Source organism: Nocardioides sp. Soil805, assembly GCF_001429625.1.
Lineage (GTDB): Bacteria > Actinomycetota > Actinomycetes > Propionibacteriales > Nocardioidaceae > Nocardioides.
This window is the reverse complement of sequence record NZ_LMSU01000002.1, coordinates 770,321-794,140: the sequence shown is the minus strand read 5'-3', so window position 1 is coordinate 794,140 and position 23,820 is coordinate 770,321. Positions and strand designations below refer to the sequence as shown.

The 23,820-nt window shown below is 73.3% G+C and carries 18 protein-coding genes; 3 read left to right on the top strand and 15 right to left on the bottom strand.

Going from position 1 to position 23,820, the window contains the following annotated elements:
* Positions 1-5: 5 nt before the first annotated feature.
* From tsaD to glmS, 10 genes are read right to left on the bottom strand one after another with little or no spacing between them, the layout of a single operon-like run.
* Positions 6-1,052, bottom strand: coding sequence for a tRNA (adenosine(37)-N6)-threonylcarbamoyltransferase complex transferase subunit TsaD (gene tsaD / locus ASG94_RS14315; protein ID WP_056927088.1), 1,047 nt, complete (start codon positions 1,050-1,052; stop codon positions 6-8).
* Positions 1,049-1,525 carry a GNAT family N-acetyltransferase gene (locus ASG94_RS14310; protein WP_082624187.1) on the bottom strand — a complete coding sequence of 159 codons (477 nt, stop codon included), beginning with the start codon at positions 1,523-1,525 and terminating at the stop codon, positions 1,049-1,051. Before ASG94_RS14310 ends, tsaD begins: the two co-directional genes overlap by 4 nt.
* Positions 1,522-2,190, bottom strand: coding sequence for a tRNA (adenosine(37)-N6)-threonylcarbamoyltransferase complex dimerization subunit type 1 TsaB (tsaB, locus tag ASG94_RS14305; protein ID WP_056927087.1), 669 nt, complete (start codon positions 2,188-2,190; stop codon positions 1,522-1,524). The genes ASG94_RS14310 and tsaB overlap by 4 nt, the downstream gene beginning before the upstream one ends.
* A 22-nt stretch (positions 2,191-2,212) precedes the next feature.
* On the bottom strand, positions 2,213-3,097 hold the full coding sequence (tsaE, locus tag ASG94_RS21355; RefSeq protein WP_156411584.1) for a tRNA (adenosine(37)-N6)-threonylcarbamoyltransferase complex ATPase subunit type 1 TsaE: 885 nt from the start codon (positions 3,095-3,097) through the stop codon (positions 2,213-2,215).
* Positions 3,094-4,179, bottom strand: a complete 1,086-nt coding sequence (locus tag ASG94_RS14295) for an alpha/beta fold hydrolase (protein ID WP_056927086.1) — start codon at positions 4,177-4,179, stop codon at positions 3,094-3,096. The genes tsaE and ASG94_RS14295 overlap by 4 nt, the downstream gene beginning before the upstream one ends.
* Positions 4,176-5,294, bottom strand: a complete 1,119-nt coding sequence (gene alr, locus ASG94_RS14290; protein ID WP_056927085.1) for an alanine racemase — start codon at positions 5,292-5,294, stop codon at positions 4,176-4,178. Before alr ends, ASG94_RS14295 begins: the two co-directional genes overlap by 4 nt.
* Before the next feature lie 34 nt (positions 5,295-5,328).
* The gene (locus tag ASG94_RS14285; RefSeq protein ID WP_056927084.1) at positions 5,329-6,696 is read right to left on the bottom strand and encodes a bifunctional ADP-dependent NAD(P)H-hydrate dehydratase/NAD(P)H-hydrate epimerase; all 1,368 of its coding nucleotides are present in this window, start codon (positions 6,694-6,696) and stop codon (positions 5,329-5,331) included.
* Between the two features lie 39 nt (positions 6,697-6,735).
* Entirely contained in the window at positions 6,736-7,032 is a 297-nt protein-coding gene (locus ASG94_RS14280) for a LysM peptidoglycan-binding domain-containing protein (RefSeq protein ID WP_056927083.1), read from the bottom strand.
* A gap of 34 nt (positions 7,033-7,066) precedes the next feature.
* Positions 7,067-7,417 carry a holo-ACP synthase gene (locus tag ASG94_RS14275; protein ID WP_056927082.1) on the bottom strand — a complete coding sequence of 117 codons (351 nt, stop codon included), beginning with the start codon at positions 7,415-7,417 and terminating at the stop codon, positions 7,067-7,069.
* Between the two features lie 7 nt (positions 7,418-7,424).
* Positions 7,425-9,281, bottom strand: coding sequence for a glutamine--fructose-6-phosphate transaminase (isomerizing) (gene glmS / locus ASG94_RS14270; RefSeq protein WP_056927081.1), 1,857 nt, complete (start codon positions 9,279-9,281; stop codon positions 7,425-7,427).
* A gap of 65 nt (positions 9,282-9,346) precedes the next feature.
* On the opposite strand from glmS, the gene coaA reads away from it, so the two are divergent.
* Positions 9,347-10,330, top strand: coding sequence for a type I pantothenate kinase (gene coaA / locus ASG94_RS14265; protein WP_056927080.1), 984 nt, complete (start codon positions 9,347-9,349; stop codon positions 10,328-10,330).
* Positions 10,331-10,343: 13 nt separating this feature from the next.
* Here the strand turns inward: coaA and ASG94_RS14260 are convergent, their stop codons facing one another.
* The 4 genes from ASG94_RS14260 to rplM form a co-directional block, all read right to left on the bottom strand.
* Positions 10,344-11,354, bottom strand: coding sequence for a GNAT family N-acetyltransferase (locus ASG94_RS14260; RefSeq protein ID WP_056927079.1), 1,011 nt, complete (start codon positions 11,352-11,354; stop codon positions 10,344-10,346).
* A 181-nt stretch (positions 11,355-11,535) separates the two neighbouring features.
* On the bottom strand, positions 11,536-12,885 hold the full coding sequence (glmM, locus tag ASG94_RS14255; RefSeq protein WP_056927078.1) for a phosphoglucosamine mutase: 1,350 nt from the start codon (positions 12,883-12,885) through the stop codon (positions 11,536-11,538).
* A gap of 19 nt (positions 12,886-12,904) precedes the next feature.
* Positions 12,905-13,411, bottom strand: a complete 507-nt coding sequence (rpsI, locus tag ASG94_RS14250; protein ID WP_056927077.1) for a 30S ribosomal protein S9 — start codon at positions 13,409-13,411, stop codon at positions 12,905-12,907.
* Between the two features lie 21 nt (positions 13,412-13,432).
* Complete coding sequence (rplM, locus tag ASG94_RS14245) at positions 13,433-13,876, bottom strand: 50S ribosomal protein L13 (RefSeq protein ID WP_056927076.1); 444 nt, start codon at positions 13,874-13,876, stop codon at positions 13,433-13,435.
* Positions 13,877-14,168: 292 nt separating this feature from the next.
* Here rplM and ASG94_RS14240 point away from each other — a divergent pair, with 292 nt between their 5' ends.
* On the top strand, positions 14,169-15,476 hold the full coding sequence (locus ASG94_RS14240; RefSeq protein WP_056927075.1) for a citrate synthase: 1,308 nt from the start codon (positions 14,169-14,171) through the stop codon (positions 15,474-15,476).
* 92 nt (positions 15,477-15,568) lie between these two features.
* On the opposite strand, the gene pulA is transcribed toward ASG94_RS14240, so the two are convergent.
* A complete protein-coding gene (pulA, locus tag ASG94_RS14235) occupies positions 15,569-21,256 on the bottom strand; it encodes a pullulanase-type alpha-1,6-glucosidase (protein ID WP_056927074.1) in 5,688 nt (1,895 codons plus the stop codon).
* A 201-nt stretch (positions 21,257-21,457) separates the two neighbouring features.
* Between pulA and ASG94_RS22560 the strand changes: the two genes are divergently transcribed.
* Positions 21,458-23,779, top strand: a complete 2,322-nt coding sequence (locus ASG94_RS22560) for an ATP-binding protein (RefSeq protein WP_056927073.1) — start codon at positions 21,458-21,460, stop codon at positions 23,777-23,779.
* The last annotated feature ends 41 nt before the right edge of the window (positions 23,780-23,820 follow it).

The window sequence follows — 23,820 nt, the reverse complement described above, 5'->3', positions numbered from 1 at the left end:
GGCCCTCAGGCCACCACGGTGGTGATGGGCTGCGACGAGTCTGCAGGGAGGTCGAGCGCCGACGGCGCTCGACCTCTCTGCACGAGCTCGGCCCCCAGGGCCGCCACCATCGCGCCGTTGTCGGTGCACAGGCCGGGCCGCGGCACGCGCACCCGGATCCCCTGCGCCGCGGCGCGCTCCTCCGCCATGGCGCGCAGCCGGCTGTTGGCCGCCACCCCGCCACCGATGAGGATGTCCTCGATCCCCTGGCTGGTGGCCGCGTCGATGGCCTTGCGGGTCAGCACGTCGCACACCGCCTCCTGGAAGGACGCGGCGACGTCGTGGACGTCGATGGTGGCCCCGGCGCGCTGCTGGGTCTCCACCCAGCGGGCGACGGCGGTCTTGAGGCCGCTGAAGGAGAAGTCGAAGCGGTGCCGCTCCATGTCGCGGCGTCCGGTGAGCCCGCGCGGGAAGTCGATGGCGACGCTGTTGCCGCTGGCCGCCGCCCGGTCGATGTGCGGCCCGCCGGGGAACGGCAGCCCGAGGAGGCGCGCGACCTTGTCGAACGCCTCGCCGGCGGCGTCGTCGATGGTGGCGCCCAACGGCTCGACGCCCGTGGTCACATCCTCGACGCGGAGCAGGCTGGAGTGGCCGCCCGAGACCAGCATGGCCAGGCAGGGCTCCGGCAGCGGGCCGTGCTCGAGCTGGTCGACGGCGACGTGCGCGGCGAGGTGGTTGACGCCGTACAGCGGCTTGCCGAGACCCAGCGCGAGGGCCTTGGCGCTCGCGACGCCGACCAGCAGCGCACCGGCCAGCCCCGGGCCGCTGGTGACCGCGATGGCGTCGACGTCGCGCAGCGCGACGCCGGCGGTCTCGCAGGCGCGCTCGATGGTGGGCACCATGGCCTCGAGGTGGGCCCGGCTCGCCACCTCGGGCACCACGCCACCGAAGCGGGCGTGCTCGTCCACGCTGCTGGCGACGGCATCGGCGAGCAGGGTGTGGCCACGGACGATGCCGACCCCCGTCTCGTCGCAGGAGGTCTCGATGCCGAGCACGAGGGGTGCGTCACTCATGGCGCCATTGTCCCCGACGGGTCCCGCGGCGGGGTGAGGGCTCGGTGCAGGACCAGTGCGTCCGCCCCGTCGCGGTAGTAGCGGGGCCGCACGTCGATGCGGCTGAAGCCGTGCGCGGCGTAGAACGCGAGCGCCGACTGGTTGCGCTCGCTGACCTCCAGCAACATCCGGTCGGCCGGCCCGGGGTGGGCGAGGAGGTCCTCGAGCAGGGCGGTGGCCAGCCCGCTGCGCCGCGACGAGGGGTGCACGGCGATCCGCTGCAGGTCGACGATGTCGCCGAGGGTCATCGACACGGCGTAGCCGGCCAGCTCCCCGGCCGGTCCCGCGGCCACGACGAACCGGCGGCCCGGCCCCTCGAGCTCGGCCAGCACGGCCGGCTCGTCCCAGGCGTCGGGGCCGAACACGTCACGCTCGAGGGCGGCGACGGCGGGGACGTCCGCCGCGGACGCCTGACGGATCGCCGGTCGGGTCACCGGGCGGGCCCCCGCGAGGGGTCGTCGGCCAGCACCTGCTTGCGGGCGGCGTTGACGACCGCGTCGGGTCGACGCAGGTAGAGCGGCTCGGGGTCGAGGAGCTCCGCGCGCTCCTCGGCCACCACGCGGGCCAGCCAGCCGGCGCTGGGCCGGGCGGGCCCGACGGCGTGCGGGAAGGCCTCCGGGTAGAGCAGGGCGCCCTCGCCGACCACGGGAGCCGCGGTGGCGGCGTCGGCCGGCTTGAGGACGTCGGGTCCGACGAGGCGGGCGCCGTCGGCGTCGTACGACGCGAGGTAGACCTCCTTGCGACGGGCGTCGGTGGCGACCACGAAGTCCTCGTGGACCGCGCCCGTGTCCACCGCCTCGATCGCCAGCACGTCGAGGGTGCAGACGCCGTACACCGGGAGCTCGAGGGCCAGCGCGAGCGTGCGGGCGGTGACCAGCCCGACCCGGAGGCCCGTGAACGGCCCGGGACCGACGCCGACGGCGATGGCGGTGAGGTCCTGGCGGACCAGGCCGCGGTCGTGGAGCAGCGCCTCGATGAGCGGGGCGAGCTGCTCGCCGTGCTTCATCGGCTGGGTCGAGGTGCGCTCGGCGACCACGTCCTCACCGTCGTGCAGGGCGGCGGTGACGAGGGGGGTGGCGGTGTCGAAGGCGAGGAGCACGGTGCGAGGTTACCGACGTCGGTCAGAGGACCCGGCGCAGCTCGACGCGACGCGGGTCGAGGCCGTCGGCCCCCACCTCGTCGGCCAGTGCCCGGGTGATGGTCACGTCGAGGCGCCGCTCGGCCAGGGCCTCGGCCAGCCCGGCCCCCCACTCCACGACGGTGACGGCCGTGTCGAGCGAGGTGTCGAGGTCGAGGTCGTCGAGCTCGGCGATGCCACCGAGCCGGTAGGCGTCGACGTGGACCAGGTCCGGACCATCGGCCAGCGACGGGTGGACGCGGGCGATGACGAAGGTCGGCGAGGTGACGCCTCCGCGCACCCCGAGCCCCTCCCCCAGCCCCTGGGTGAAGGTCGTCTTGCCGGCCCCGAGCTCGCCCGTCAGCACGACCAGGTCGCCGGCCCCCAGGGCGGCGCCCACGCGGGTGCCCAGCTCACGCATCGCGTCGGCGTCCGGGGCGTCGTACGCCGTGGGGAGGGCCCGGCGCAGCTCGACGTACGGCGAGCGCCGGTCGACCTCGCGGAAGCCGTGCCGCTCCCAGAAGCCGATCGTCCCTGGCAGCTCCTCGCGGGCCAGCACACCGAGGCAGGCGTGGCCGACGGCGGCGGCCACGGCCTCCTCGACCAGCGCGGCCGCGACCCCGTGGCCCTGGGCGTCGGGCACGACGCCGAAGCGGCGCAGGTAGAGCGCGTCGGGGCGCGGGGCGAACAGCAGCGCGCCGACCGGACGTCCGTCCAGGGTGGCGAGGAGGCCGCCGTCCGCCGCCAGCTCCGCGGCGACGCTCTCGGCCGTCTCGGCCATCGCGTCGGCGGGCGGGTCGAGGACCGGGCGGGCGCCGAAGGCCTCCCGCACCACGGCCAGAACGTGGGTGGTCGCCTCGGGGCCGACGCGGCGTACGACGAGGGTCACGAGGCCTCCATCCGGGCGAGCGCGAGCGAGATGAGGTCGTCGAGCTCGGCGTTGACGTCCTCGTGGCGTTCGAGGATCACCATGTGGCCGGCACCCTGGCACTCCAGGAGGCTGGACCCGGGGATGCGCGAGTGCAGCTTGCGGCTGTGCCCGACGCTGGTGATCTTGTCGTCGGTCCCGCAGATGACGGCGGTCGGCACCTTGCCGAGGACCTCGACGTGGTCGAAGTGGTCGAGGGTCGCGAAGGCCGGGTAGAAGTCGGCGACCACCGCGAAGGGCGTCGCGTTGAGCATGTCGTAGAGGAACTCGACGTAGTGGCCGGGGACGTCGTCGCCGAAGGCGTAGCGGTCCGTGACGACGTCGGCGATCGCGTGACCCCACTTGCGGGCCAGGTCGACGACCCGGTGGCCGCGGTCGAGGGTGCGGACGGCACGTCCCATGACGCGACCGCCCATGCCCATCGGCAGCATCGGGAAGAGGATCCGGCCGGGGTCCAGGCCGCCGGCGGTGGTGGAGATCAGGGCCACCCCGACGATCCGGTCGCCGAAGAGCTCGGGGTGCTGCTGGGCGAGGCTGATGATGCTCATGCCGCCCATCGAGTGCCCGACGAGCACGACCGGGCCGGGCGCGGTCTGCTCGATGACCCGCAGCAGGTCCTTGCCGAGCTGGTCGATGGTGGCGTTCTCCTCCGACGAGCGCGCGGACTTGCCGTGGGAGCGCTGGTCGTAGAAGACGGTGCGGACCTGGCCGCGGTAGCCGGCGCGCTGGAAGTGCCAGCAGTCGAGGTTCATCGAGTAGCCGTGCACGAAGACGACGGTCATGTCGCCGGTGGCGAGCGGGCTGTGCTGGGTGGGGTCGGGCTCGTCGACCTCGGTGTACAGGTCGACGGCGTCGTCGGCGATCACGTGCAGCGGCGCGGAGTGCAGCGAGCCGAACGGCGTACGGTCCCCGAGGCCCCGGTGGGCGATCACCCGGTTGCGGTGGGCGACCACGCCCACGGCGGCGCCCGCCGCGGCCAGGCCGGCCGCCCCCGCGGCGGCTCCCATCACCCGGCGCCCGAGGGCACCCCGAACGCCGCTCATGCCGTTCCTCCGTCCACGTGGCGGCGGGTCAGGCGTCCGCCGATCCGCGTCACGATCTCGTAGTTGATGGTGTCCAGCGCCTCGGCCCACTCCAGCGCGGTGGGTTCGCCGCGGTCACCGGGGCCGAACAGGACGACGTCGTCGCCGGCCCGCAGCTCGTCGTCTCCCAGGTCGACGACGACCTGGTCCATGCAGACCCGTCCCCGCACCGGCCGGCGCGCTCCGCCCGCCCACACCTCGACCCGGTTGCCGGCGGCGCGCGGCACGCCCTCGCCGTACCCGACCGGGACGACGCCGACGGACGTGTCGCGCTCGGCGACCCAGGTGTGGCCGTAGGAGACGCCGTCCCCGGCGGCGATGCGCTTGACCATCGCGAGGTCGGCGCGGACGGTCATCGCCGGGCGCAGGCCCAGGTCGGGCGTCACGCCGGGAGCGGGATCGAGGCCGTACGCCGCGATGCCGCAGCGCACCATGTCGTAGCGAGCGCCGGGCCGCAGGACGGCCGCCGCGGAGTTGGCGAGATGGCGCACCTCGGGGCGCAGGCCCGCCTCCGCGGCCAGGGCGAGCGCGTCGCGGAAGGCGTCCTCCTGCGCGGCGTTGGCGGGGTGGTCGGGATCGTCGCTCGCGGCCAGGTGCGACCAGACGCCGGTGATCCGCGTCCGTCCCTCCTCCTCGAGCGCGGCGGCCCGGGCGAAGAGGGCCGGCCAGTCGGCACGGGCCGCGCCCCCGCGGGAGAGGCCGGTGTCGACCTTGAGCTGCACGCGGGCGACGCCGGCGGCGACCATCTCCTCGAGCGCGGCCACGGAGTACGCCGTGACGTCGAGGTCCGCGGCCGCCGCGGCGGCGTAGTCCTCACCGGGGACGGTGAGCCAGCACAGCACCCGCCCGGTGTCGCCGGCGTCGCGCAGCGCCAGGGCCTCGTCGATGGTCGCGACGCCCAGCCACCCGGCGCCGGCCTCACGTGCGGCGCGGGCCACGGGGACCATCCCGTGGCCGTAGCCGTCGGCCTTGACCACGGCCATCATCGCCACGTCCGGGCCCACCACCTCGCGGAGCCGGCGCACGTTGTGACGGATCGCCGCGAGGTCGACGACGATCTCGGCACGGGCGGGCATGTCGGCGATTCTTCCATCCGTCAGCCCGCACGGGTCACCGGAGGGACCGCACCACCGCCGGGAGAGCGGCGGCGACGTCCCCCGCGACCAGCGGTCCGCCGCCCGACGCCAGCGTGGCCGCGGCTCCGTGGAGCCACGAGCCGACCGAGGCGGCGTCCCACGGAGCGAGACCGGCGGCGAGCAGGGCGCCGATCAGCCCCGACAGGACGTCGCCCGCGCCGGCCGTGGCCAGCCAGGGCAGGCCGGTGGTGGTGACCCGGGTCCGGCCGTCGGGGGCCACGACGAGGGTGTGGCGGCCCTTCAGCAGCAGCACGGCGTCGTACCGCTCGGCAGCGAGGCGGGCGTGGGCCAGCGGCCGGGCCTCGACGGTCTCCCGGTCGATCCCCAGCATCCGGGCGAGCTCACCGGCGTGCGGGGTGAGCACCGCCGCCTGCCCGGGACGCACGTGCGCCAGCCCGTCGGCGTCGACGAGCACGGGCACGCCGTCCGCGAGCGCCGCCGCCAGCTGCACCTCGGCCTCGTCGCCGCCACCCGGGCCCACGACCCAGGCCTGCACCCGGCCGTCGCCGACGACCTCCGGGTGCGAGGCCCGCACCTGGTCGGCCGCGCTGCCGACGTAGCGGACCATGCCGACCAGTCCGCTGCCCGCGCCCGCGACGCACAGCAGCGCGGCCCCGGGGTAGGTGTCGGAGCCGGCGCGGACGCCGACGACGCCGCGGGAGTACTTGTGGTCGTCCGGCGCCGGCCGGGGCACCAGCGCGGCGACGTCGGCGGCCTGGAGCGCCTCGACGGCGGCGGTCGGCAGATCCAGTCCCAGCTCGACCAGGTGCACCACGCCGCACGCCCCGGCGGCGGGCCCGACGAGGTGGGCCACCTTGTGGGTGCCGAAGGTGACGGTGAGGTCGGCGACCACGTGCGGTCCCTCGAGCTCGCCGGTGTCGACGCCGACGCCGGAGGGCACGTCGACCGCCACGACGGGGACCCCCGCGACGGCGTCCAACGCGGCCACCGCCGCGGGCCGCAGGCCGCCACGACCCCCGATGCCGACGATGCCGTCGACCACGACGTCGGGCCGGTGCGCGTCGGCGACGTCGTCGACCACTCCCCCGCCGGCCGCCCGGAGGGCCACCAGTCCCTCCTCGTGGTGGTTGCTGCCGAGCAGCAGCGCCTCGACCCGGGCGCCGCGCCGCAGCAGCGCGCACCCGGCGTACAGCGCGTCACCGCCGTTGTCCCCCGAGCCGACCAGCAGCAGGACCCGGTGGCCGTAGCCGCCGCCGAGCAGGTCGAGGACGGCGTGGGCGAGACCGGAGGCGGCGCGCTGCATGAGGGTGCCCTCGGGCAGCGTCCGCATGAGGTCGGCCTCGGCGTCACGCACCTGGGAGACGGTGTGGGCACGGCGCATGCCGCCACGCTAGCGGCTGGTGCGGACCGGCCGGCGCGGTCAGCCCACCGGGATGCGGAGCTCCTGGCCCGGGAAGATCAGGTCGGGCTCGTCGATGTCGTTGACGCGGGCGAGCTCGTCGCGCGTCACCCCGTGCCGGGCGCCGATGTCGGCGAGCGTGTCTCCGGTGAGGATGGTGTACGTCGTGAAGACCGGCGCCGGCGGGCCGGATCCCGGCTCCGTCGTGGCCGGGGGCTCCGGCGACCCGACGGCCCCGGTGGGCTCCGGCGCCGCGGTCCTCGGCGGGGCGGTGACAGCACCCTTGAGCGCGTTCTTGACGGAGTCCAGGAAGCCCATGACGTCAACCTAGCCCAGCGGCCAGAGGGACCCCTCAGCCCTCCAGGACCACCACGGCCGAGGCGATCCCGGCATCGTGCGAGAGCGAGACGTGGACGTGCCGGACGCCGAGGGCCTCGGCCTGAGCGAGCACCGTCCCGCGGATCTCGAAGCGCGGCCGGCCGGTCTCCTCCGAGACGATCTCGGCGTCGTGCCAGGCCATGCCCACCGGCGCCCCGAGCGCCTTGGCGATGGCTTCCTTGGCCGCGAAGCGGGCGGCCAGCGACGCGTGCGGCCGCGACGCCTCGGCCGGCGTGAACAACCGGGCGCGCAGGGCCGGGGTGCGCTGCAGGGACTCCTCGAAGCGGTCGAGGTCGACCACGTCGATGCCGACGCCGACGATCATGCGGTGGTCATTCGACCGTGACGGACTTGGCGAGGTTGCGCGGCTGGTCCACGTCGTGGCCCATCCGCGTCGCGAGCTCGCACGCGAAGAGCTGGAGGGGCACGACGGACACGACCGGCTGGAGCAGGGTGGGGACCTTGGGCAGGCGGATCAGGACGTCGGCGTACGGCGTGATCGACTCGTCGCCCTCCTCGGCCAGCACGATGGTGTGCGCGCCGCGGGCCCGGATCTCCTGGATCGCGCTGACCATCTTCTGGTGCAGCTCGTCGCGACCGCGGGGAGGCACGATGCAGAAGACCGGCAGACCGTCCTCGATGAGGGCGATCGGACCGTGCTTGAGCTCGCCGGCGGCGAAGCCCTCCGCGTGGATGTAGGCCAGCTCCTTGAGCTTGAGCGCCCCCTCGAGGGCGATCGGGAAGCCCGCGTGGCGGCCCAGGAAGAGCACCGAGCGGGTCTCGGCGTGCTGGGCGGCCAGGGCGTAGATGTCCTCGGAACGGTCCAGCATGGTCTGGACGTGCTCGGGCATCCGCGCGAGCTCGTCGAGGATCTGCGAGATCTCGTCGCCGAACTTCATCCCCCGCACCTGCGCGAGGTAGAGCCCCAGGAGGTAGCAGGCGATGAGCTGGGTCAGGAAGCCCTTGGTCGACGCGACGCCGATCTCCGGGCCGGCGTGCGTGTAGATCACCGCGTCGGACTCGCGGGGGATCGTCGAGCCGTTGGTGTTGCAGATGGCCAGCACGCGTGAGCCCTGCTCGCGGGCGTGCCGGATGGCCATCAGCGTGTCGGCGGTCTCCCCCGACTGGCTCATGGCGACCACGAGGGTGTCGCGGGTCAGGATCGGGTCGCGGTAGCGGAACTCGTGCGCGAGCTCCACCTCGCAGGGGATCCGGGTCCAGTGCTCGATGGCGTACTTGGCGACGAGCCCGGCGTAGTTGGCGGTGCCGCAGCCGACGATGATGATCTTGTCCACCGTGCGCAGCTCGTCCTCGGACAGGCGCACCTCGTCGAGCTGGAGGCGGCCGCTGCCGTCGTGGCGGCCCAGCATCGCGTCGGCGACCGCGCGGGGCTGCTCGAAGATCTCCTTGCGCATGAACCAGTCGTAGCCGTCCTTCTCGGCGGCCGACAGGTCCCAGTCGACGTGGTAGCGCTGCCCCTCGGCCGGGGAGCCGTCGAAGCCGGTGACCTCGACGCCCTCGCGGGTGATGGTCACGACCTGGTCCTGGCCGAGCTCCATGGCCTCGCGGGTGTGCTCGATGAAGGCGGCCACGTCGGAGCCGATGAAGTTCTCCCCCTCGCCGACGCCCACCACCAGCGGCGAGTTGCGGCGGGCGGCCACGACGCGCGAGGGGTCCTGCCCGTCGACCGCGACCAGCGTGAAGGCGCCCTCGAGGCGCCGGCAGACGCTCTGCATGGCCGTGGTGAGGTCGGCACCGCCCTGCACCTCGAGCTCGAGCAGGTGCGCGGCGATCTCGGTGTCGGTCTGCGAGAGCATCTCGTGGCCCGCCGCCTCGAGCTCGGAGCGCAGCGACGCGAAGTTCTCGATGATGCCGTTGTGCACGACCGCGACGCGGCGGTCCCGGCCCAGGTGCGGGTGCGCGTTCTCGTCGTTCGGCGCGCCGTGGGTGGCCCAGCGGGTGTGGCCGATGCCGGTCGTCGAGGCCGGCAGCGGCCTCTCGTCGATGGCCTTCTCGAGGTTGGCCAGCTTGCCGGCGCGCTTGTCGGAGGCGATCCGGCCCTCACCCTCGGCGGTGTCCACGAGCGCGATGCCGGCGGAGTCGTAGCCCCGGTACTCCAGCCGTCGCAGGCCCTCGATCACGACGCCCTGCGCCTGCTTGTCACCGACGTAGCCCACGATTCCGCACATGGGCGGGAGTCTACGCAAGCGTGCCGGTCCCCCCGTGGCCCGACGCCGGTGCAACAATCCTGCGCATGTCCGCCGCCGGTGCCGCTGAGCGGGAGGGTCTCCCCGGTGCCAACGAGACCTCTCCCTACGTCGAGCTCGAACGGGCCGCGTGGGCGGCGCTCGCCCAGGAGACCGAGAACCCCCTCTCCCCCGCTGAGGTGGCCCGGCTCCGAGGCCTCGGCGACGCGCTGGACCTCCACGAGGTGGAGCAGGTCTACCTACCGCTGTCGCGCCTGCTCTCGCTGTACGTCGCCTCGGCCGGTCGCCTGCACCGCGAGCAGGAGGAGTTCCTCCACCGCCAGCAGCCGCCGCGCACGCCGTTCGTGATCGGGCTGGCCGGGTCGGTGGCCGTCGGCAAGTCGACGACCGCCCGCGTGCTGCAGCAGATGCTCGCCCACTGGCCCGAGCACCCCAACGTCGCGCTGGTCACCACCGACGGCTTCCTCTACCCCAACGCCGAGCTCGAGCGGCGCGGCATCCTGCACCGCAAGGGCTTCCCCGAGTCCTACGACCGCAAGGCGCTGATGCGCTTCGTCGTGGACATCAAGTCCGGCAAGGACGAGGTCGAGGCGCCGATCTACTCCCACCTCGTCTACGACGTGGTCCCCGGCGAGAAGGTCGTGGTCAAGCGCCCCGACGTGGTGATCATCGAGGGCCTCAACGTCCTGCAGCCCGCGCGGGTCCGCGACGACGGCAAGGCCGGCCTGGCCGTCAGCGACTTCTTCGACTTCTCGGTCTACGTCGACGCGGCCGTCGGCGACATCAAGCGCTGGTACGTCGAGCGGTTCCTGCGGCTGCGCGAGACGGCGTTCCAGGACCCGCTCTCCTACTTCCGCAAGTACGCCATGCTCTCCGAGACCGAGGCCCGCGCCGAGGCCGGCCGCATCTGGGACGCCATCAACGGCCCCAACCTCGTCGAGAACGTCGCTCCCACCCGCGCCCGCGCCACCCTGGTGCTGCGCAAGGACTCCGACCACTCCGTGCGGTACGTGCGCCTGCGCAAGCTCTGAACCGGACCGCGCGTCAACCTCGCGCCGGCTGGACCTTCTGCAGCTCCAGCAGGGTCTCGATGCTGCGGTAGCCCAGCGCCTCGTTCACCGCGTTCATGTGCGTGTTGACCTCGGCGTTGCAGGTGTCGACTGACACGCACTGCGGGTACGTCGCGCGGACGAGGTCGTGGGTGGCGATCTTGAGGGCGAGCCCCAGCCGGCGGCCCCGGTGGGCGGGGTCCACGAGCGTGATCCCGACCTGCCCGTGGGTCGGGTCGGCGTCGTTGACGCGGACGTCGCTGGAGCCGGCGACCGACCCGTCGGGGGCGATCGCCAGTGCGGTGAGCACGTGCCGCCCGATCGACACGAGCCGCTCCTCGGCGGCGCGCAGCCGCTCCGGCGTCCACTCGGAGTCCTCGAGGTCGAGGGCGCCGAGCGGGATCTCGGAGATGAGCATCCCCAGCAGCCGGCCGAAGGACTCGACGTGCTCCTTGGGGCAGACCGTGTCGAACACGACGATGCGGTGGTCGTCGGCGCGTGACCCGACGTCGGCCAGGAGCGTCGTGCGCCGTGCGGCGTACTCGTCCAGGGCCAGCTCCTTGAAGCCCTCCCGGCTGGCGACGGCGTACCCCCGGGCGAGCGCGAACTGCTCGGCCGGTCCCGTCCGTCCCGGTGGGACGTAGGCCTCGCACTGCAGCGTGGTGCGGCCGAGCGCCGATGCCCGCGCCTCGACGTCGGCGAGAAGCAGCGAGCCGACCCCCGCCCGGCGCCGGGCGGGCAGCACGTAGAGGTCGAAGCCGCAGGTGTGCAGGTTCTCCTTCAGCGGGGCCAGGACGAGCGCCGCTCCCACCATCGCGTCACCGTCGAAGGCGCCGACCAGCGTGGTGTCCCGCTCGGGGTTGGCCGCGGGCAGGGCCGTGCGGCTGACCTCCCAGGCCGGGAAGGGTGTGCCCGGCCGCTCCCGCGTGGCCGCGTGGCCGACCTCCCACCAGGCCCGCAGCCCGATCTCGTCGTGCGGGTCGACGGCGCGGATCTCGAGGGTCACGGCCGCGACCCTAGGCGAGTCCCGGAGCCGGAGCACCCGGATATCGCCAGCGGCGTGGACTTCCGAACACGTGCGTGGAAGTGCAGGACCAGACGTGCCCACGAGCCCGGACTTCCGCGCAGGTGCGTGGGACTTCAGCGGCGGCGAGCTCGACGGGCCCGCGGCCCGCGGCGCCGGGCCGTCAGTCGAGGGCGAGCTGGCGCTTGACCACGTCGGCGAGGCGGTGGGCGACGGAGTGGGCCGTCTCGAGCGACGGCGCCTCCACCATCACGCGCACGAGCGCCTCGGTGCCGGAGGGGCGCAGCAGGATCCGGCCGGTGTCGCCCAGCGCGGCCTCCTCCTCGGCGACCGCGGCGGCGAGCACCGCGTCGTCGTCCGTGCGGGCCTTGTCGACGTCGGGGACGTTGACCAGCACCTGCGGCAGGCGGACCATCACACCCGCCAGCTCCTGCAGCGACCGCCCGGTGGCGGCCATCCGCTCCAGCACCTTGAGGGCGGTCAGGATGCCGTCGCCGGTGGTGGCGTGGTCGGAGAGGATCACGTGGCCGGACTGCTCACCGCCCAGCGAGTAGCCCGAGACCTTCATCGCCTCGAGGACGTAGCGGTCGCCGACCTTGGTCTGGCGTACGCCGATGCCAGCGCCGCGCAGCGCCTGCACGAAGCCGAGGTTGCTCATCACCGTCGCCACGACGGTGTCCTTGGCGAGCCGGCCCTCGTCCCGCAGGGCCAGGGCGAGGACGGCGAGGATCTGGTCGCCGTCGACGACGTTGCCCTCGTGGTCGACGGCCAGGCAGCGGTCGGAGTCGCCGTCGAGGCCGAAGCCCGCGTCGGCGCCGTGCTCGACGACCGCCCGCTGGAGGGAGCCGAGGTGGGTCGAGCCGCAGTTGTCGTTGATGTTGAGGCCGTCGGGGGACGCGTGGATCGCGATCACCTCGGCACCGGCGTCACGCAGCGCCAGCGGGCCGACCTCGTGGGCCGCGCCCTCCGCGCAGTCGAGGACGACCTTCAGCCCGGCCAGGGGCCGGCGGGTCGCGGCGACCAGGTGGGCGGCGTAGTCGGTGACGGCGGCGTCGTACGTCGTGACCCGACCGACGTCGCCGCCGGTGGGGCGTCGCCACTCCTCGCGCATCCGGCGCTCGATGGCGACCTCGATCGCGTCGTCGAGCTTGTGCCCGCCGCGGGCGAGGAACTTGATGCCGTTGTCGGGCATCGGGTTGTGCGAGGCCGACAGCATGACGCCGAGGTCGGCGCCGAGCGTGTCGGTCAGGTGCGCCACCCCGGGCGTCGGCAGGACGCCGAGCAGCAGCACGTCGACGCCCGCGGAGGCGAGCCCGGCGACCACGGCCGCCTCGAGGAACTGTCCGGAGATGCGCGTGTCCCGACCCACCACGGCGCGGGGACGGTGCCCCGCGAACTCTCCGCGGTCGGCCAGGACATGGGCAGCGGCCACGGACAGGTCCAGGGCCAGCTCCGCCGTCAAGGAGGCGTTCGCCAGGCCCCGGACCCCGTCCGTGCCGAAGAGTCGAGTCATGGTGCTCGACGTCAGCCGATCAGCGCTTGCTGAACTGCGAGGCCTTGCGGGCCTTCTTGAGACCGGCCTTCTTGCGCTCGACGGCGCGGGCGTCACGCGTGAGCAGCCCGGCCTTCTTGAGCGTGGCGCGGTTGGCCTCGACGTCCACGGCGTTGAGCGAGCGGGCGATGCCGAGGCGCAGGGCGCCGGCCTGGCCCGCGATGCCGCCACCGTGGATGCGGGCGATCACGTCGAAGCGACCCTCGAGCTGCAGGCTGGTGAACGGCTCGTTCACGATCTGCTGGTGCAGCTTGTTGGGGAAGTAGCTGTCGAGCGAACGGCCGTTGACCGTGATCTCGCCGGTGCCCGGAACGATCCGGACGCGGGCGACGGCCTCCTTGCGACGACCGGTGGCGCCGGCGGGCGCGATGGTCGCCGGGCGGGCGGGGGTGTCGGCGGACGGGGAGCTCTCGGAGCTGTAGGCAACGCCCTCGGCGTTGGTCTCGAAGGTCTCCTCGACCTCGGTGCTCTCGATGTTGTCAGTCATTGAGTGAGTCCTCGATCGGGATTACTGGGAGACCTGGGAGATCTCGAACGGGATGGCCTGCTGGGCCGCGTGGGGGTGGTTCGGGCCGGCGTACACCTTGAGCTTCTTCAGCACCTGGCGGCCGAGCTTGTTCTTGGGGAGCATGCCCCAGACAGCCTTCTCGATGGCCTTGCGGGCGTCCTTCTCCAGCAGCTCGCCGAAGGGCGTGGCGGACAGGCCGCCCGGGTAGCCCGAGTGGCGGTAGGCCAGCTTGGTGACCTTCTTGTTGCCGGAGAGGGCGACCTTGTCCGCGTTGACGATGATGACGAAGTCACCCATGTCCATGTGCGGGGCGAAGGTCGGCTTGTGCTTGCCGCGGAGGAGGTTGGCGGTCTGGACGGCGAGGCGTCCCAGGACCACGTCGGTGGCGTCGATGACGAGCCACTCACGCTGGATGTCAGCGGGCTTGGGGCTGTACGTGCGCACGGCTGTATCCCGTTCTCGTTCGTAGGTCCGGGAGGGAGGTGTCCCACCCGGTGTGCTGCGGCGGCTTCTGACGAACACTGCCTGGTTTCTCTTCATCCAGGTCTGCACCCTCGGTCCCGTGCGGGGACCCGAGCGCGGCAGGAGTCGCGACCAGCAAGACTACGGCGCCCGTAGGAGGGGGGTCAAAACGCGGAACGGCGTTGTCCACCGCCGAGCGGGCGGGTTAGCACCCCCGGCGAGGTCGCGGCTAGGTTGGGCGGGAATCCCACGAACCCCCCAGCAAGGAGCCGACGTGAGCAACGAAGCTTCCGGCAAAGACACCCTGACCGTACGCGACAACCGCACCGGCCAGGACTACGAGATCCCGATCACCGACGGGACCATTGCCGCCAAGGACCTCGGGCAGATCAAGGTCGGCGACGACCAGCCCGGTCTGGCCACCTACGACCCCGGCTTCGTCAACACGGCGTCGTGTCGCAGCGCGGTGACCTACATCGACGGCGACCAGGGCATCCTCGAGTACCGCGGCTACCCGATCGAGCAGCTGGCGGAGAAGTCCAACTTCCTCGAGGTGGCCTACCTCCTCATCCACGGCGCGCTGCCCACCAAGGCGGAGTACGACGCGTGGGTGCACGAGATCACCTACCACACGTTCGTCCACGAGAACGTGAAGTCCTTCATGGAGGGCTTCCGCTACGACGCCCACCCGATGGGCATGCTGATGGCCTCCACCGGTGCGCTGTCGACGTTCTACCCGGACGCGCGCAACATCACCGACGCGGACAACCGGCACATGCAGATCGTGCGCATGATCGCCAAGATGCCCACCCTCGGCGCCTGGTCCTTCCGGCACGCGCAGGGCAAGCCGTTCGTCTACCCGGACAACGACCTGGGCTACACGGCCAACTTCCTCTCGATGCTCTTCAAGATGAGCGAGAAGAAGTTCGAGGCCGACGAGCGCCTGGTGAAGGCCCTCGACGTGCTCTTCATCCTGCACGCCGACCACGAGCAGAACGCCTCCACCAACGCGGTCCGCTCGGTGGGCTCGACGCAGGTCGACCCCTACTCGGCCGTGGCGGCCGGCGTGGGCGCCCTGTTCGGCCCGCTCCACGGTGGCGCCAACGAGGCCGTGCTCCGGATGCTGCGGCGCATCGGGTCGAAGGAGAACATCCCGGCGTTCATCGCGGGGGTCAAGGACGGCAACGAGAAGCTGATGGGCTTCGGCCACCGGGTCTACAAGAACTACGACCCGCGCGCCAAGATCATCAAGAAGTCCGCCGAGGACGTCTTCGAGGTGACCGGCACCAACCCGCTGCTGGACATCGCCAAGGAGCTGGAGAAGATCGCGCTCGAGGACGAGTACTTCGTCAAGCGCAAGCTCTACCCCAACGTCGACTTCTACTCCGGCCTCATCTACGAGGCGTTCCAGTTCCCGCCGGAGATGTTCACGGTCCTCTTCGCGATCGGCCGCACCCCCGGCTGGCTCGCGCAGTGGCTCGAGCTGGTCCAGGACAAGGACCAGAAGATCGCGCGCCCCAAGCAGATCTACACCGGCGACCGCCGGCTGACCTTCGCCCCCGCCTCCGAGCGCTGGGCGTGATCGTCCGCTGACGCACCCGTCACGTACGACGCCCCCGACAGGTCTCCTGTCGGGGGCGTCGTGCGTCGTGGTGCGACCGCGCGGGGTCGCCCTCAGCGTTCGAAGACCGCCGTCGTGCGGGCCGGGACGGTCACCGCGTCCGCGGCCACCGTGGCTCCCTTGACGACCTCGTCCGCGCCGGAGGCCTGCACGTCGTGGAGGGCCCACCCGGTGCCGGCACCCGAGACCGTGGTGGCCGAGGGCGTCGCGTTGAAGACCACCAGCACCCCGTCGCGGTCGGCGTCCGCGTCGGCGCCCACGGTGTCGTCGATGAGCATCGCGACGACACCGGGCTCGGCGTCGAGGAAGGACACCTTGTCCTGGATCGCGGCGGCGCTGCCGAGGCGGAAGAGCGGCGAGGACGTGCGCAGCCGCAGCAGGTCGAGGGCGGCGGCGTGCGCGGCGTCCATCGCCTCCGGTCCGGGCTCCAGTGCCGGGTCGGCCAGGAGCGGGCGCATGAAGTCCCACTTGGCGGCGTTGTCCTCCTCCAGCGGCAGCCCCGAGCCGAAGGTGTTCTCGCGCCTCGACCAGTCGACGCGGTTGAACCAGTCGCCCGAGTCGTAGGAGTTGCGGTCCAGGCTCTTGGAGCGGAGCAGGTCGGTGCCGGCGTGCCAGAACACCACCCCCTGGGACAGCGCGACGGTGGACAGGGAGACGGTGTTCATCCGGACCCGGTCGGCCATCGAGGTGCCCTGCGGCAGCTTGAACGCGAGGGAGTCGAAGAGCGTCTCGTTGTCGTGGGCGTCGACGTAGGTGACGGTCTCGCTGGGGTCGGCGGCGTACCCGGCCGGTTGGCCGTTGTAGTCGACGTCCTCACCCCTCACCGTGTCGCCGGTCGAGCTGCGGAACGAGAAGTCGCGCAGGTTGCCGGCCAGGCCCAGCTTGACCAGGTCCTCCAGGTGCAGGAGCCGGGTGCGCTGCTCCGCGGGAGTGCCGTTGGCCGCCGCCCCGTTGGAGTCGGTGAGGAGGCCGGAGCCGAAGCCCTGGACCCGCGGGTCCTCGTCGAACGGGCCGCCGCCGCGCACGGCGTCGCGGAGCCGGTCGCTGAAGGAGCCGATCCCGGTCCCGGCCAGGTTGCGCTGGGTGGCCTGCACGAAGCGGGCGTCGTCGGCGACCTCACCGAAGTTCCACCCCTCGCCGTACAGGTAGACCGACCGGCCGTCGACGCCGTCGCGGCGCACGGTGAGCCGGTCGAGCGCGGCCCGGAGGTGCTGCATGTTCTCCAGGCTGTGGTGGCCCATCAGGTCGAAGCGGAACCCGTTGACCTTGTACTCGCGCGCCCAGGTGAGCACGGAGTCGATCATCAGCTTCTCCATCATCCGGTGCTCGGTGGCGGTGTTGGAGCAGCACGTGGAGGTCTCGACCGCACCCTTGGCGTCGAGGCGCTGGTAGTAGCCGGGGACGACGCGGTCGAGGACCGACGTGGCCGCCTGGCCGCTCGCCGCCGTGTGGTTGTAGACGACGTCCATGACGACCTGGAGCCCGGCACCGTTGAGGCCCTGCACCATCCGGCGGAACTCGACGGTGCGGCGCGTGCCTTCGGGATCGGTGGCGTAGGAGCCCTCCGGGGTCGTGTAGTGCAGCGGGTCGTAGCCCCAGTTGAAGCCGTCCTTGCCGCGGACCGCGTCGATGCACGCCTGCTGCTCGGTGGAGTCCGGGGCCATCGCCTCGAGGTCGCACGCCGGGACCGCCTGGGCGGAGCGTCGCTCCTCGATGGTGGCGATGTCGAAGGCCGGGAGCAGGTGCACGGTGTTGAGCCCCGCGTCGGCCAGCCCGCGCAGGTGGCGCATGCCGGCGGTGTCGTCGTGGGTGAAGGCGAGGTAGGTGCCCCGCTCCCCCGCCGGCACGGTCTCGTCGCCGATGGAGAAGTCACGCACGTGCAGCTCGTAGACGTTGCGGTCCTCGGGCTGGGCGATCCGCGGGGCCGCGGTGCGCGACCAGCCAGCCGGCGCGAGCGCCGGGTCCGTGAGGTCGACGACCAGGGACTGCGCGGAGTTGGTCGTCAGGGCCACCGAGTAGGGGTCGGTCACCCGGTTGGTGACGACCTGCTGGGCGGCGGGCGCCCAGACCGTGACCTGGTAGGTGTACGCCGCCCCCTTCCACGCGGCCGGTCCGGTGACCGTCCAGGTGCCGTCGGCCTGTCGCGCCATCGGCGCCAGCTGTCCGCCCACCACGGCGGCGACGGACTGGGCGGTCGGCGCCCACAGCGACAGCGTCGGGCGGGGGCCGCGCCAGGTGACTCCCAGCGCGCGGTCGGCCGCGGCGGCGTATACGTCGTCGAGCACGCCGGGGACCTGGACGCCGGTGGCGTCGTGCAGCGCACCGCCGGTGTCGTACGACGCCACGGCCAGCTGGCCGGTCAGGATCTCGCGCACCTGCCGGACGGCGGTGCGGTCCAGCCGGAACGCCTCGTAGCCCTCGAGCTGCGGGAAGTCGGCCAGCACGTCGGCGGGCAGCCCGGCCGGGTCGAGCCGCAGCGGCACGCTGGAACCGCCGGTGACGGCCTCGGCGTCGACCGCCAGGTCGCCGGCCGTGGACCAGTGAAGGCGGTAGCGGCGCGAGGCGGCATCGGGGACGTCCCAGGCGACGAGGTCGTCGCGCACCCACTGGGCCTTGGCGACGGCGAGGTCCGGCGTGGCGCCGGCGGCGCGGGAGCTGACGCTCAGCCGGTGGCTGGCCGCGTCGTACGAGAAGACCACTTCCACTCCTGCCGCGGGGACGTCGAAGGCGATGTCGGCACCGTCGCGGGCACCGTCAGCACCGTAGTTCTCGGTCCACGACAGGCCGTGGGCGACCTTGGTCGCGTAGCTGCCGGCCGGGAGCGCGGTGGTGGCGAAGGTGTAGGTGCCGTCGCCGTCGGGGTCCTGCAGCCACCCGCGCATGCAGGCCGGCGACCAGTCGTCGGCGCAGCCGAGCTCGGACTGCATGCTGCCGGCCAGGGTGATGATCGGGCCCTGGGCGTCACTGGTGATCCAGTGCGTCGCGTGGTCGTAGTAGAAGGTCACGTCCCGCGGCGCGTCGAGCGTCAGGGGGATGTCGGCTCCCCCGGGTGCGCCGCCGGCCCCGTAGTTCTCGTCCCACGAGCCGTCGATGGCGGCCTTGTAGGCGTAGCTGCCGGCCGGGAGGGACGCGGTCTTCCGCCAGACCAGGTCGTTCGCGTCCAGCGACATCTGCGCCTGCTCGCACGCGGGCATCCAGTCCCCCGGGCACCCCATCTCGGAGTCGAGGCTGCCGGGGACGGACACGGAGGTCGGCTGGGTGACCGGGCCGGTGCTGCCTCCGCCGCCGGGGGCCGGCTCGGCGGCCGGGTCGCCGACGGTGGCGTACGTCGAGGTCACCGAGAGGTTGTCCGAGCTGTCGCGCAGCACCGCGCGGTACTCGACCAGGGTGCCCTCGGCCAGGGCGGAGACGTCGTGGAAGACGCGGTACGGCGCGTTGTCGTCCGTGCCGAGCGGGGTCCACTCGCCGCCGCCGACCGGGCGCCAGGCGAGGGTGACCTCGTTGAAGCCGCCGTCGGGGACCGCGACCTCGAGCGGCGCCCGGCCGCCGACGACCCCGCCCGCGGACGGCTCCTCGAAGTGCACGGCGGGAGCCTCCTTGCGCTTCGCCAGGGTGCCGTTCGCGCGCCACACCACCGCGGACAGCGGCGGGACGGTCACGGTCACGCGGCCCTCGGCGTCGCTGCGCAGCGAGGACCGGCCCGCCGGCCAGAGCTGGGTGAAGGTGCCCCGGCGCATCTCGGTGCCGAACGTGACGGTCTTGGCGGTGGTCGCGTTGTTGAGGGCCACCACGTGCTCGCGGTCCTCCTCGGCGTCGATGCGGCTGAAGGCGAAGACGCCGGGGCCGTCGGAGGCGTAGCGGTGCAGCTGGGCGCCGTCGGCGAGGGCGGGGTGGGTCTCCCGGAGCCGGGCCAGGTCGCGGATCGTGGTGTAGAGCGGGTGGCTCGTGTCGAAGTTGGCCTCGGCGGTCGTCGCGTCGGTGCCGATGAGGTCGTCGTCGTTGTAGCTCGCGACCCGGCTGGGGAACATGTCCTGTCGCGCGTCCTGGTCGCCGCCGTCGCCGGTGAAGCCCTGCTCGTCGCCGTAGTAGACGACCGGCTGCCCGCGGGTGAGGTACATCAGGGCGTGCGCGAGGCGGTCCCGCTCGAGCACCTGGTCGGTGCCGGCCAGGAAGCTGCCGATGCGCCCCATGTCGTGGTTGCCGAGGAAGGTCGGCAGCGAGTACGCGTTGGAGTCGGTGTCGGTGTAGTGGTCGTCGCCGGCGTAGAAGTCACGCAGCTTGGTGGTCGCGGCGCCCTTGGCGAAGCCGGTGCCCGCGCCCTGGAAGCCGAAGTCGAGGGTGGCGTCGAGGCGGCCCTCGGTGGTGAAGCTCGACAGGTACGCCGGGTTGGAGTCGTAGACCTCGCCGAACGCGAAGAAGTCGTCGTTGCCCACGCGCTTCGCCTCGGTCCGCATCGCGGGGGCGAACTCCTGCCAGAACTCCATGTTGACGTGCTTGACGGTGTCGATGCGGAAGCCGTCGATGCCGAAGTCGACCCAGGTCTTGTAGACGTCGACCATCCCGTCGACCACGTCCGGCTGCTCTGTGAAGAGGTCGTCGAGGCCGACGAAGTCGCCGTACGTCGAGGACTCGCCGGCGAAGGTCGAGTCGCCGCGGTTGTGGTAGTTGGTGGGGTCGTTGAGCCAGGCCGGCACCTTGACGCCTCTGTCGGCCTCGGAGCGGAAGACCGGGGTGTAGGGGAACGACGTGGCGGCGTCGAGCTCGGGGAAGGTCTCGCCACCGGCGTACGCGCGGTCGTCGAACTCCTCGCCCGCGGCGTCGCGGTAGGGAGCCGCCTCCTTGCCGACGTAGGTGTTGGCACCGTCCTCGGTGTAGTCGATGACGTCGGCGGTGTGGTTGGTGATGATGTCGAAGAAGACCTTGATGCCGCGCGCGTGGGCCTCGTCGATGAAGGCCTCGAGCTCGGCGTTCGTGCCGAAGTGCGGGTCGATGCGGGTGAAGTCGGTGACCCAGTAGCCGTGGTAGCCGGCGCTCGCCTGGTCGCCCGCGCCCTGGACGGGGCGGTTCTTGAAGCTCGGGGTCAGCCAGATGGCGGTGGTGCCCATCCCCTCGATGTAGTCGAGGCGGTCCGAGAGCCCGGCGATGTCGCCGCCGTGGAAGAAGCCCTTGGCGGCCGGGTCGAGGCCCGTCTCGATCGGCCCGCCGGTGAGCCCGCCGGTGTCGTTGGAGGGGTCGCCGTTGGCGAACCGGTCGGCCATCACGAAGTAGAAGCGCTCCCGCGTCAGCGGCGTGCGCAGCGACGTGCCGGCCATCGCCTCGTCGGCGTCGGTCACCTCGGCGGTCGGCTGCTCGGCCGGCGCCACGGAGACGCGGTGCGACGCGTGGTCGTAGGAGAAGACCAGGGTCGCGTCGTGCTGGAGGACGAGCGGGACGTTCGCCGCGCCGCCGTCGGCGCCGTACGACTCCTCCCACCCGCCGCCGAGGGCGACCTTGAACGCGTAGGTGCCGGCGGGCACCTCGACGTCGAGCGAGTACGACGTCGTGCCCGCGACGGGCTCGAGGCGCGTGGCGTCGCACGCGGGGGCCCAGTCGTCGGCGCAGCCGAGCTCGGACTGGAGGTCGCCGACGAGGGTGACCCGTTCCGGCGCAGGGGTGTGGTCGGCGAGGGCGGGGGACGGCACGACCGCGAGGGCGGAGCCGGAGACGAGCAGGCCGAGGACGGCCGCGAGGGGGGTGCGCACTGGGACTCCCGAGAAGGTCGTGCGGTGGATGTGGCGGGCGTCACGTTAGGGACTGGTGCCGTCATCTTGCAAGCCCTGCAAGATCTTTCACGGACGACGCGCTCAGCGGCGTGCCGATCTTGCAGGACCTTCACCCCGGAGGGGGTCCGCGGAGGCGTCCGCGTCACTACACTCGCGTCCTGCCGGACCGGGGAGGGGACTGTGGCGGGAGACGACGCGGGCTCGCTGGCGGCCGTGCTGCGCGCCCTGCGCGAGGGCGCCGGGCTCTCGCAGGAGGAGCTGGCCAGACGGGCCGGCCTGAGCCCCCACGCGATCAGCGCCCTCGAGCGCGGCACCCGCACCCGGCCCTACCCGCACACCGTGCGCGCCCTGGCCGAGGCACTGGGGCTCGACGACACGGGCCGCTCCCGGCTGATCGCGGCGGTGCCGCCCCGGGCCCGCTCGGTGCGCACCGCGGCGGACGCGGCCACGACCCGACCGCGCGACCTGCCCGTGCCGCCGACGCAGCTGCTGGGTCGCGAGGACGACGTAATACGCGCAGCCCGCCTGCTCGCCGCGCACCGCCTGGTCACCCTCAGCGGCCCGGGCGGCGTGGGCAAGTCGCGGCTCGCGATCGCCGTCGCTGAGCGGGTCCGCGACCGCTACGCCGACGGGGTGACGCTCGTGGAGCTGGCCCCGCTGCTCGAGGCCTCCGCGGTGCTGCCCGCGATCGCCGACGCGGTGGACGCGACGCGCGGGGCCGGACGCTCCCTCACCGATGACCTGGTCGAGCGGCTCCGCGGCCAGCACCTGCTGCTGGTGCTCGACAACCTCGAGCACCTCCTCGACGCGGCTCCGGACGTGGCCGCGCTCATCGAGGCCGTCCCCGACCTCACGGTGCTCACCACGAGCCGTGCCCCGCTGCGGGTGCGTGGCGAGACCGAGGTCGCCGTCGAGCCGCTGGCGCTGCCCTCCGCCAGCACCCCGGTCCCCGACTCCCCCGCGGCCCGGCTCCTGCTCGAGCGTGCCGGTGCCGTCAGTCCCGGCTGGGGCAGAGCCCCCGGCGACCACGAGGCGGTGGCGGCGACGTGCGTGCGCCTGGCGGGGCTGCCCCTGGCCCTGGAGCTGGCCGCCGCCCGCGCCCGGCTCCTGGACCCGCCCGCGCTGCTCGCCCGGCTGGACGGCGCCCTGGACGGCGGGGCGCGGGACCTGCCCGCCCGGCAGCGGACGATGCGCGCCACCCTCGACTGGAGCCACGGGCTGCTGGGGGCGGACGAGCAGCGGCTCCTCCGGCTGCTCGGCGTCTTCGTCGGGGGCTTCACGCTCGAGGACCTGGAGGCGGTCGTCGCCCGCACGGGCGACCCGGTCGGGTCACCCGTGCCCAGGCTCGAGTCGCTGGTCGAGCACTCGCTGGTGACGAGCGTGGCCGGCACACCGCGGTTCCGGATGCTGGAGCCCGTGGCGCAGTACGCCCGGTCGCTGCTCCGGGAGGAGGGCGAGTGGGAGGCGGCCACGGCGGCGCACGCGGCCCACTACCTCGCGCTGGCCGAGGCCACCGGGCCGCGGTACCGCGACGGGGGCCAGGTGGCGGCGCTGGCCCGCATCGACCCCGAGCACCCCAACCTCTCCGCGGCGGCCGAGCGGATGCTGGCCGCCGGCGACGTGGAGGGAGCCGCCCGGATGGCGTGGGCGCTGTGGCTCTACTGGTGGCTGCGTGGCCTCCAGGGCCACGGTCGACGGCTGTCGGAGGCCGCGCTCGCCCAGGGTCGGATGGACGACGCGGTGCACTCACGAGCCGCCCTGGCGGCGGCGACCATGTGCTTCGCGGCGGACGACGTCGACGCGGCCCTGCACTGGTGGCAGGACGCCCATGCGCACTCGGTGGGCGATCCGGTGATCGACTCCAACTCGGTCGCGGGGGTCGGGCTGGCGGCCCTGGCGCGCGGCGACCTGGCCACCGCGCAGCACCGCTTCGAGGCGGCCCTCGTGCTGGCCGCCGAGGGCGGCGCGGAGTCCGAGTGGACGTGGGCCCTGGCCCACATCTGGCTCGGGACCGTGGCCCTGCTGCGCGGCGATCCCGACGAGGCCGTGCGCCGCGTGGAGGACGGGCTCGCCTCGGCCCGGCGCCGCGGCGACCGGCTGGCGTCGTACATCGCGCTCTACAACCTGTGCCAGGTCGAGCTCTCCCGCGGCCGGCACGCCCGCGCCCGGGGACATCTCGACGAGGGCCTGCGCCTGTCGGTGGAGACCGGCGACCAGGCCAACCTCGCCTACCTGCTCGACGCGCTGGCCGTCATCGAGGCCGCCGAGGGCACGGTCTCGCGCGTCCCGCTCCTCCTCGGCGCAGCCCAGGCGATCCGCGAGGGGATCGGCTCCCGCGGCTACGGCTACTACCGCCCCGACCCGGACGCGGTGGCGGCCGCGGCCGAGCAGGCGCGGCACCGGCTCGGGGCCGACCGGTACGACGACGCCCTCGACGCCGGCCGGGCGCTGGCGCCCGACGCCGCCGCCCGCCTGGCGCTCGGCGACGACCGCCCCACCTGAGCGCGTCCCCGACACCCACCCGCACACCACCCGTACACCTG

Coding starts and splice junctions, on each gene's coding strand:
- tsaD (WP_056927088.1), bottom strand. CDS start 1,052: ATGAGTGACGCACCCCTCGTGCTCGGCATCGAGACCTCCTGCGACGAG.
- ASG94_RS14295 (WP_056927086.1), bottom strand. CDS start 4,179: ATGAGCGGCGTTCGGGGTGCCCTCGGGCGCCGGGTGATGGGAGCCGCC.
- alr (WP_056927085.1), bottom strand. CDS start 5,294: ATGCCCGCCCGTGCCGAGATCGTCGTCGACCTCGCGGCGATCCGTCAC.
- ASG94_RS14285 (WP_056927084.1), bottom strand. CDS start 6,696: ATGCGCCGTGCCCACACCGTCTCCCAGGTGCGTGACGCCGAGGCCGAC.
- ASG94_RS14280 (WP_056927083.1), bottom strand. CDS start 7,032: ATGGGCTTCCTGGACTCCGTCAAGAACGCGCTCAAGGGTGCTGTCACC.
- ASG94_RS14275 (WP_056927082.1), bottom strand. CDS start 7,417: ATGATCGTCGGCGTCGGCATCGACGTGGTCGACCTCGACCGCTTCGAG.
- glmS (WP_056927081.1), bottom strand. CDS start 9,281: ATGTGCGGAATCGTGGGCTACGTCGGTGACAAGCAGGCGCAGGGCGTC.
- coaA (WP_056927080.1), top strand. CDS start 9,347: ATGTCCGCCGCCGGTGCCGCTGAGCGGGAGGGTCTCCCCGGTGCCAAC.
- glmM (WP_056927078.1), bottom strand. CDS start 12,885: ATGACTCGACTCTTCGGCACGGACGGGGTCCGGGGCCTGGCGAACGCC.
- rpsI (WP_056927077.1), bottom strand. CDS start 13,411: ATGACTGACAACATCGAGAGCACCGAGGTCGAGGAGACCTTCGAGACC.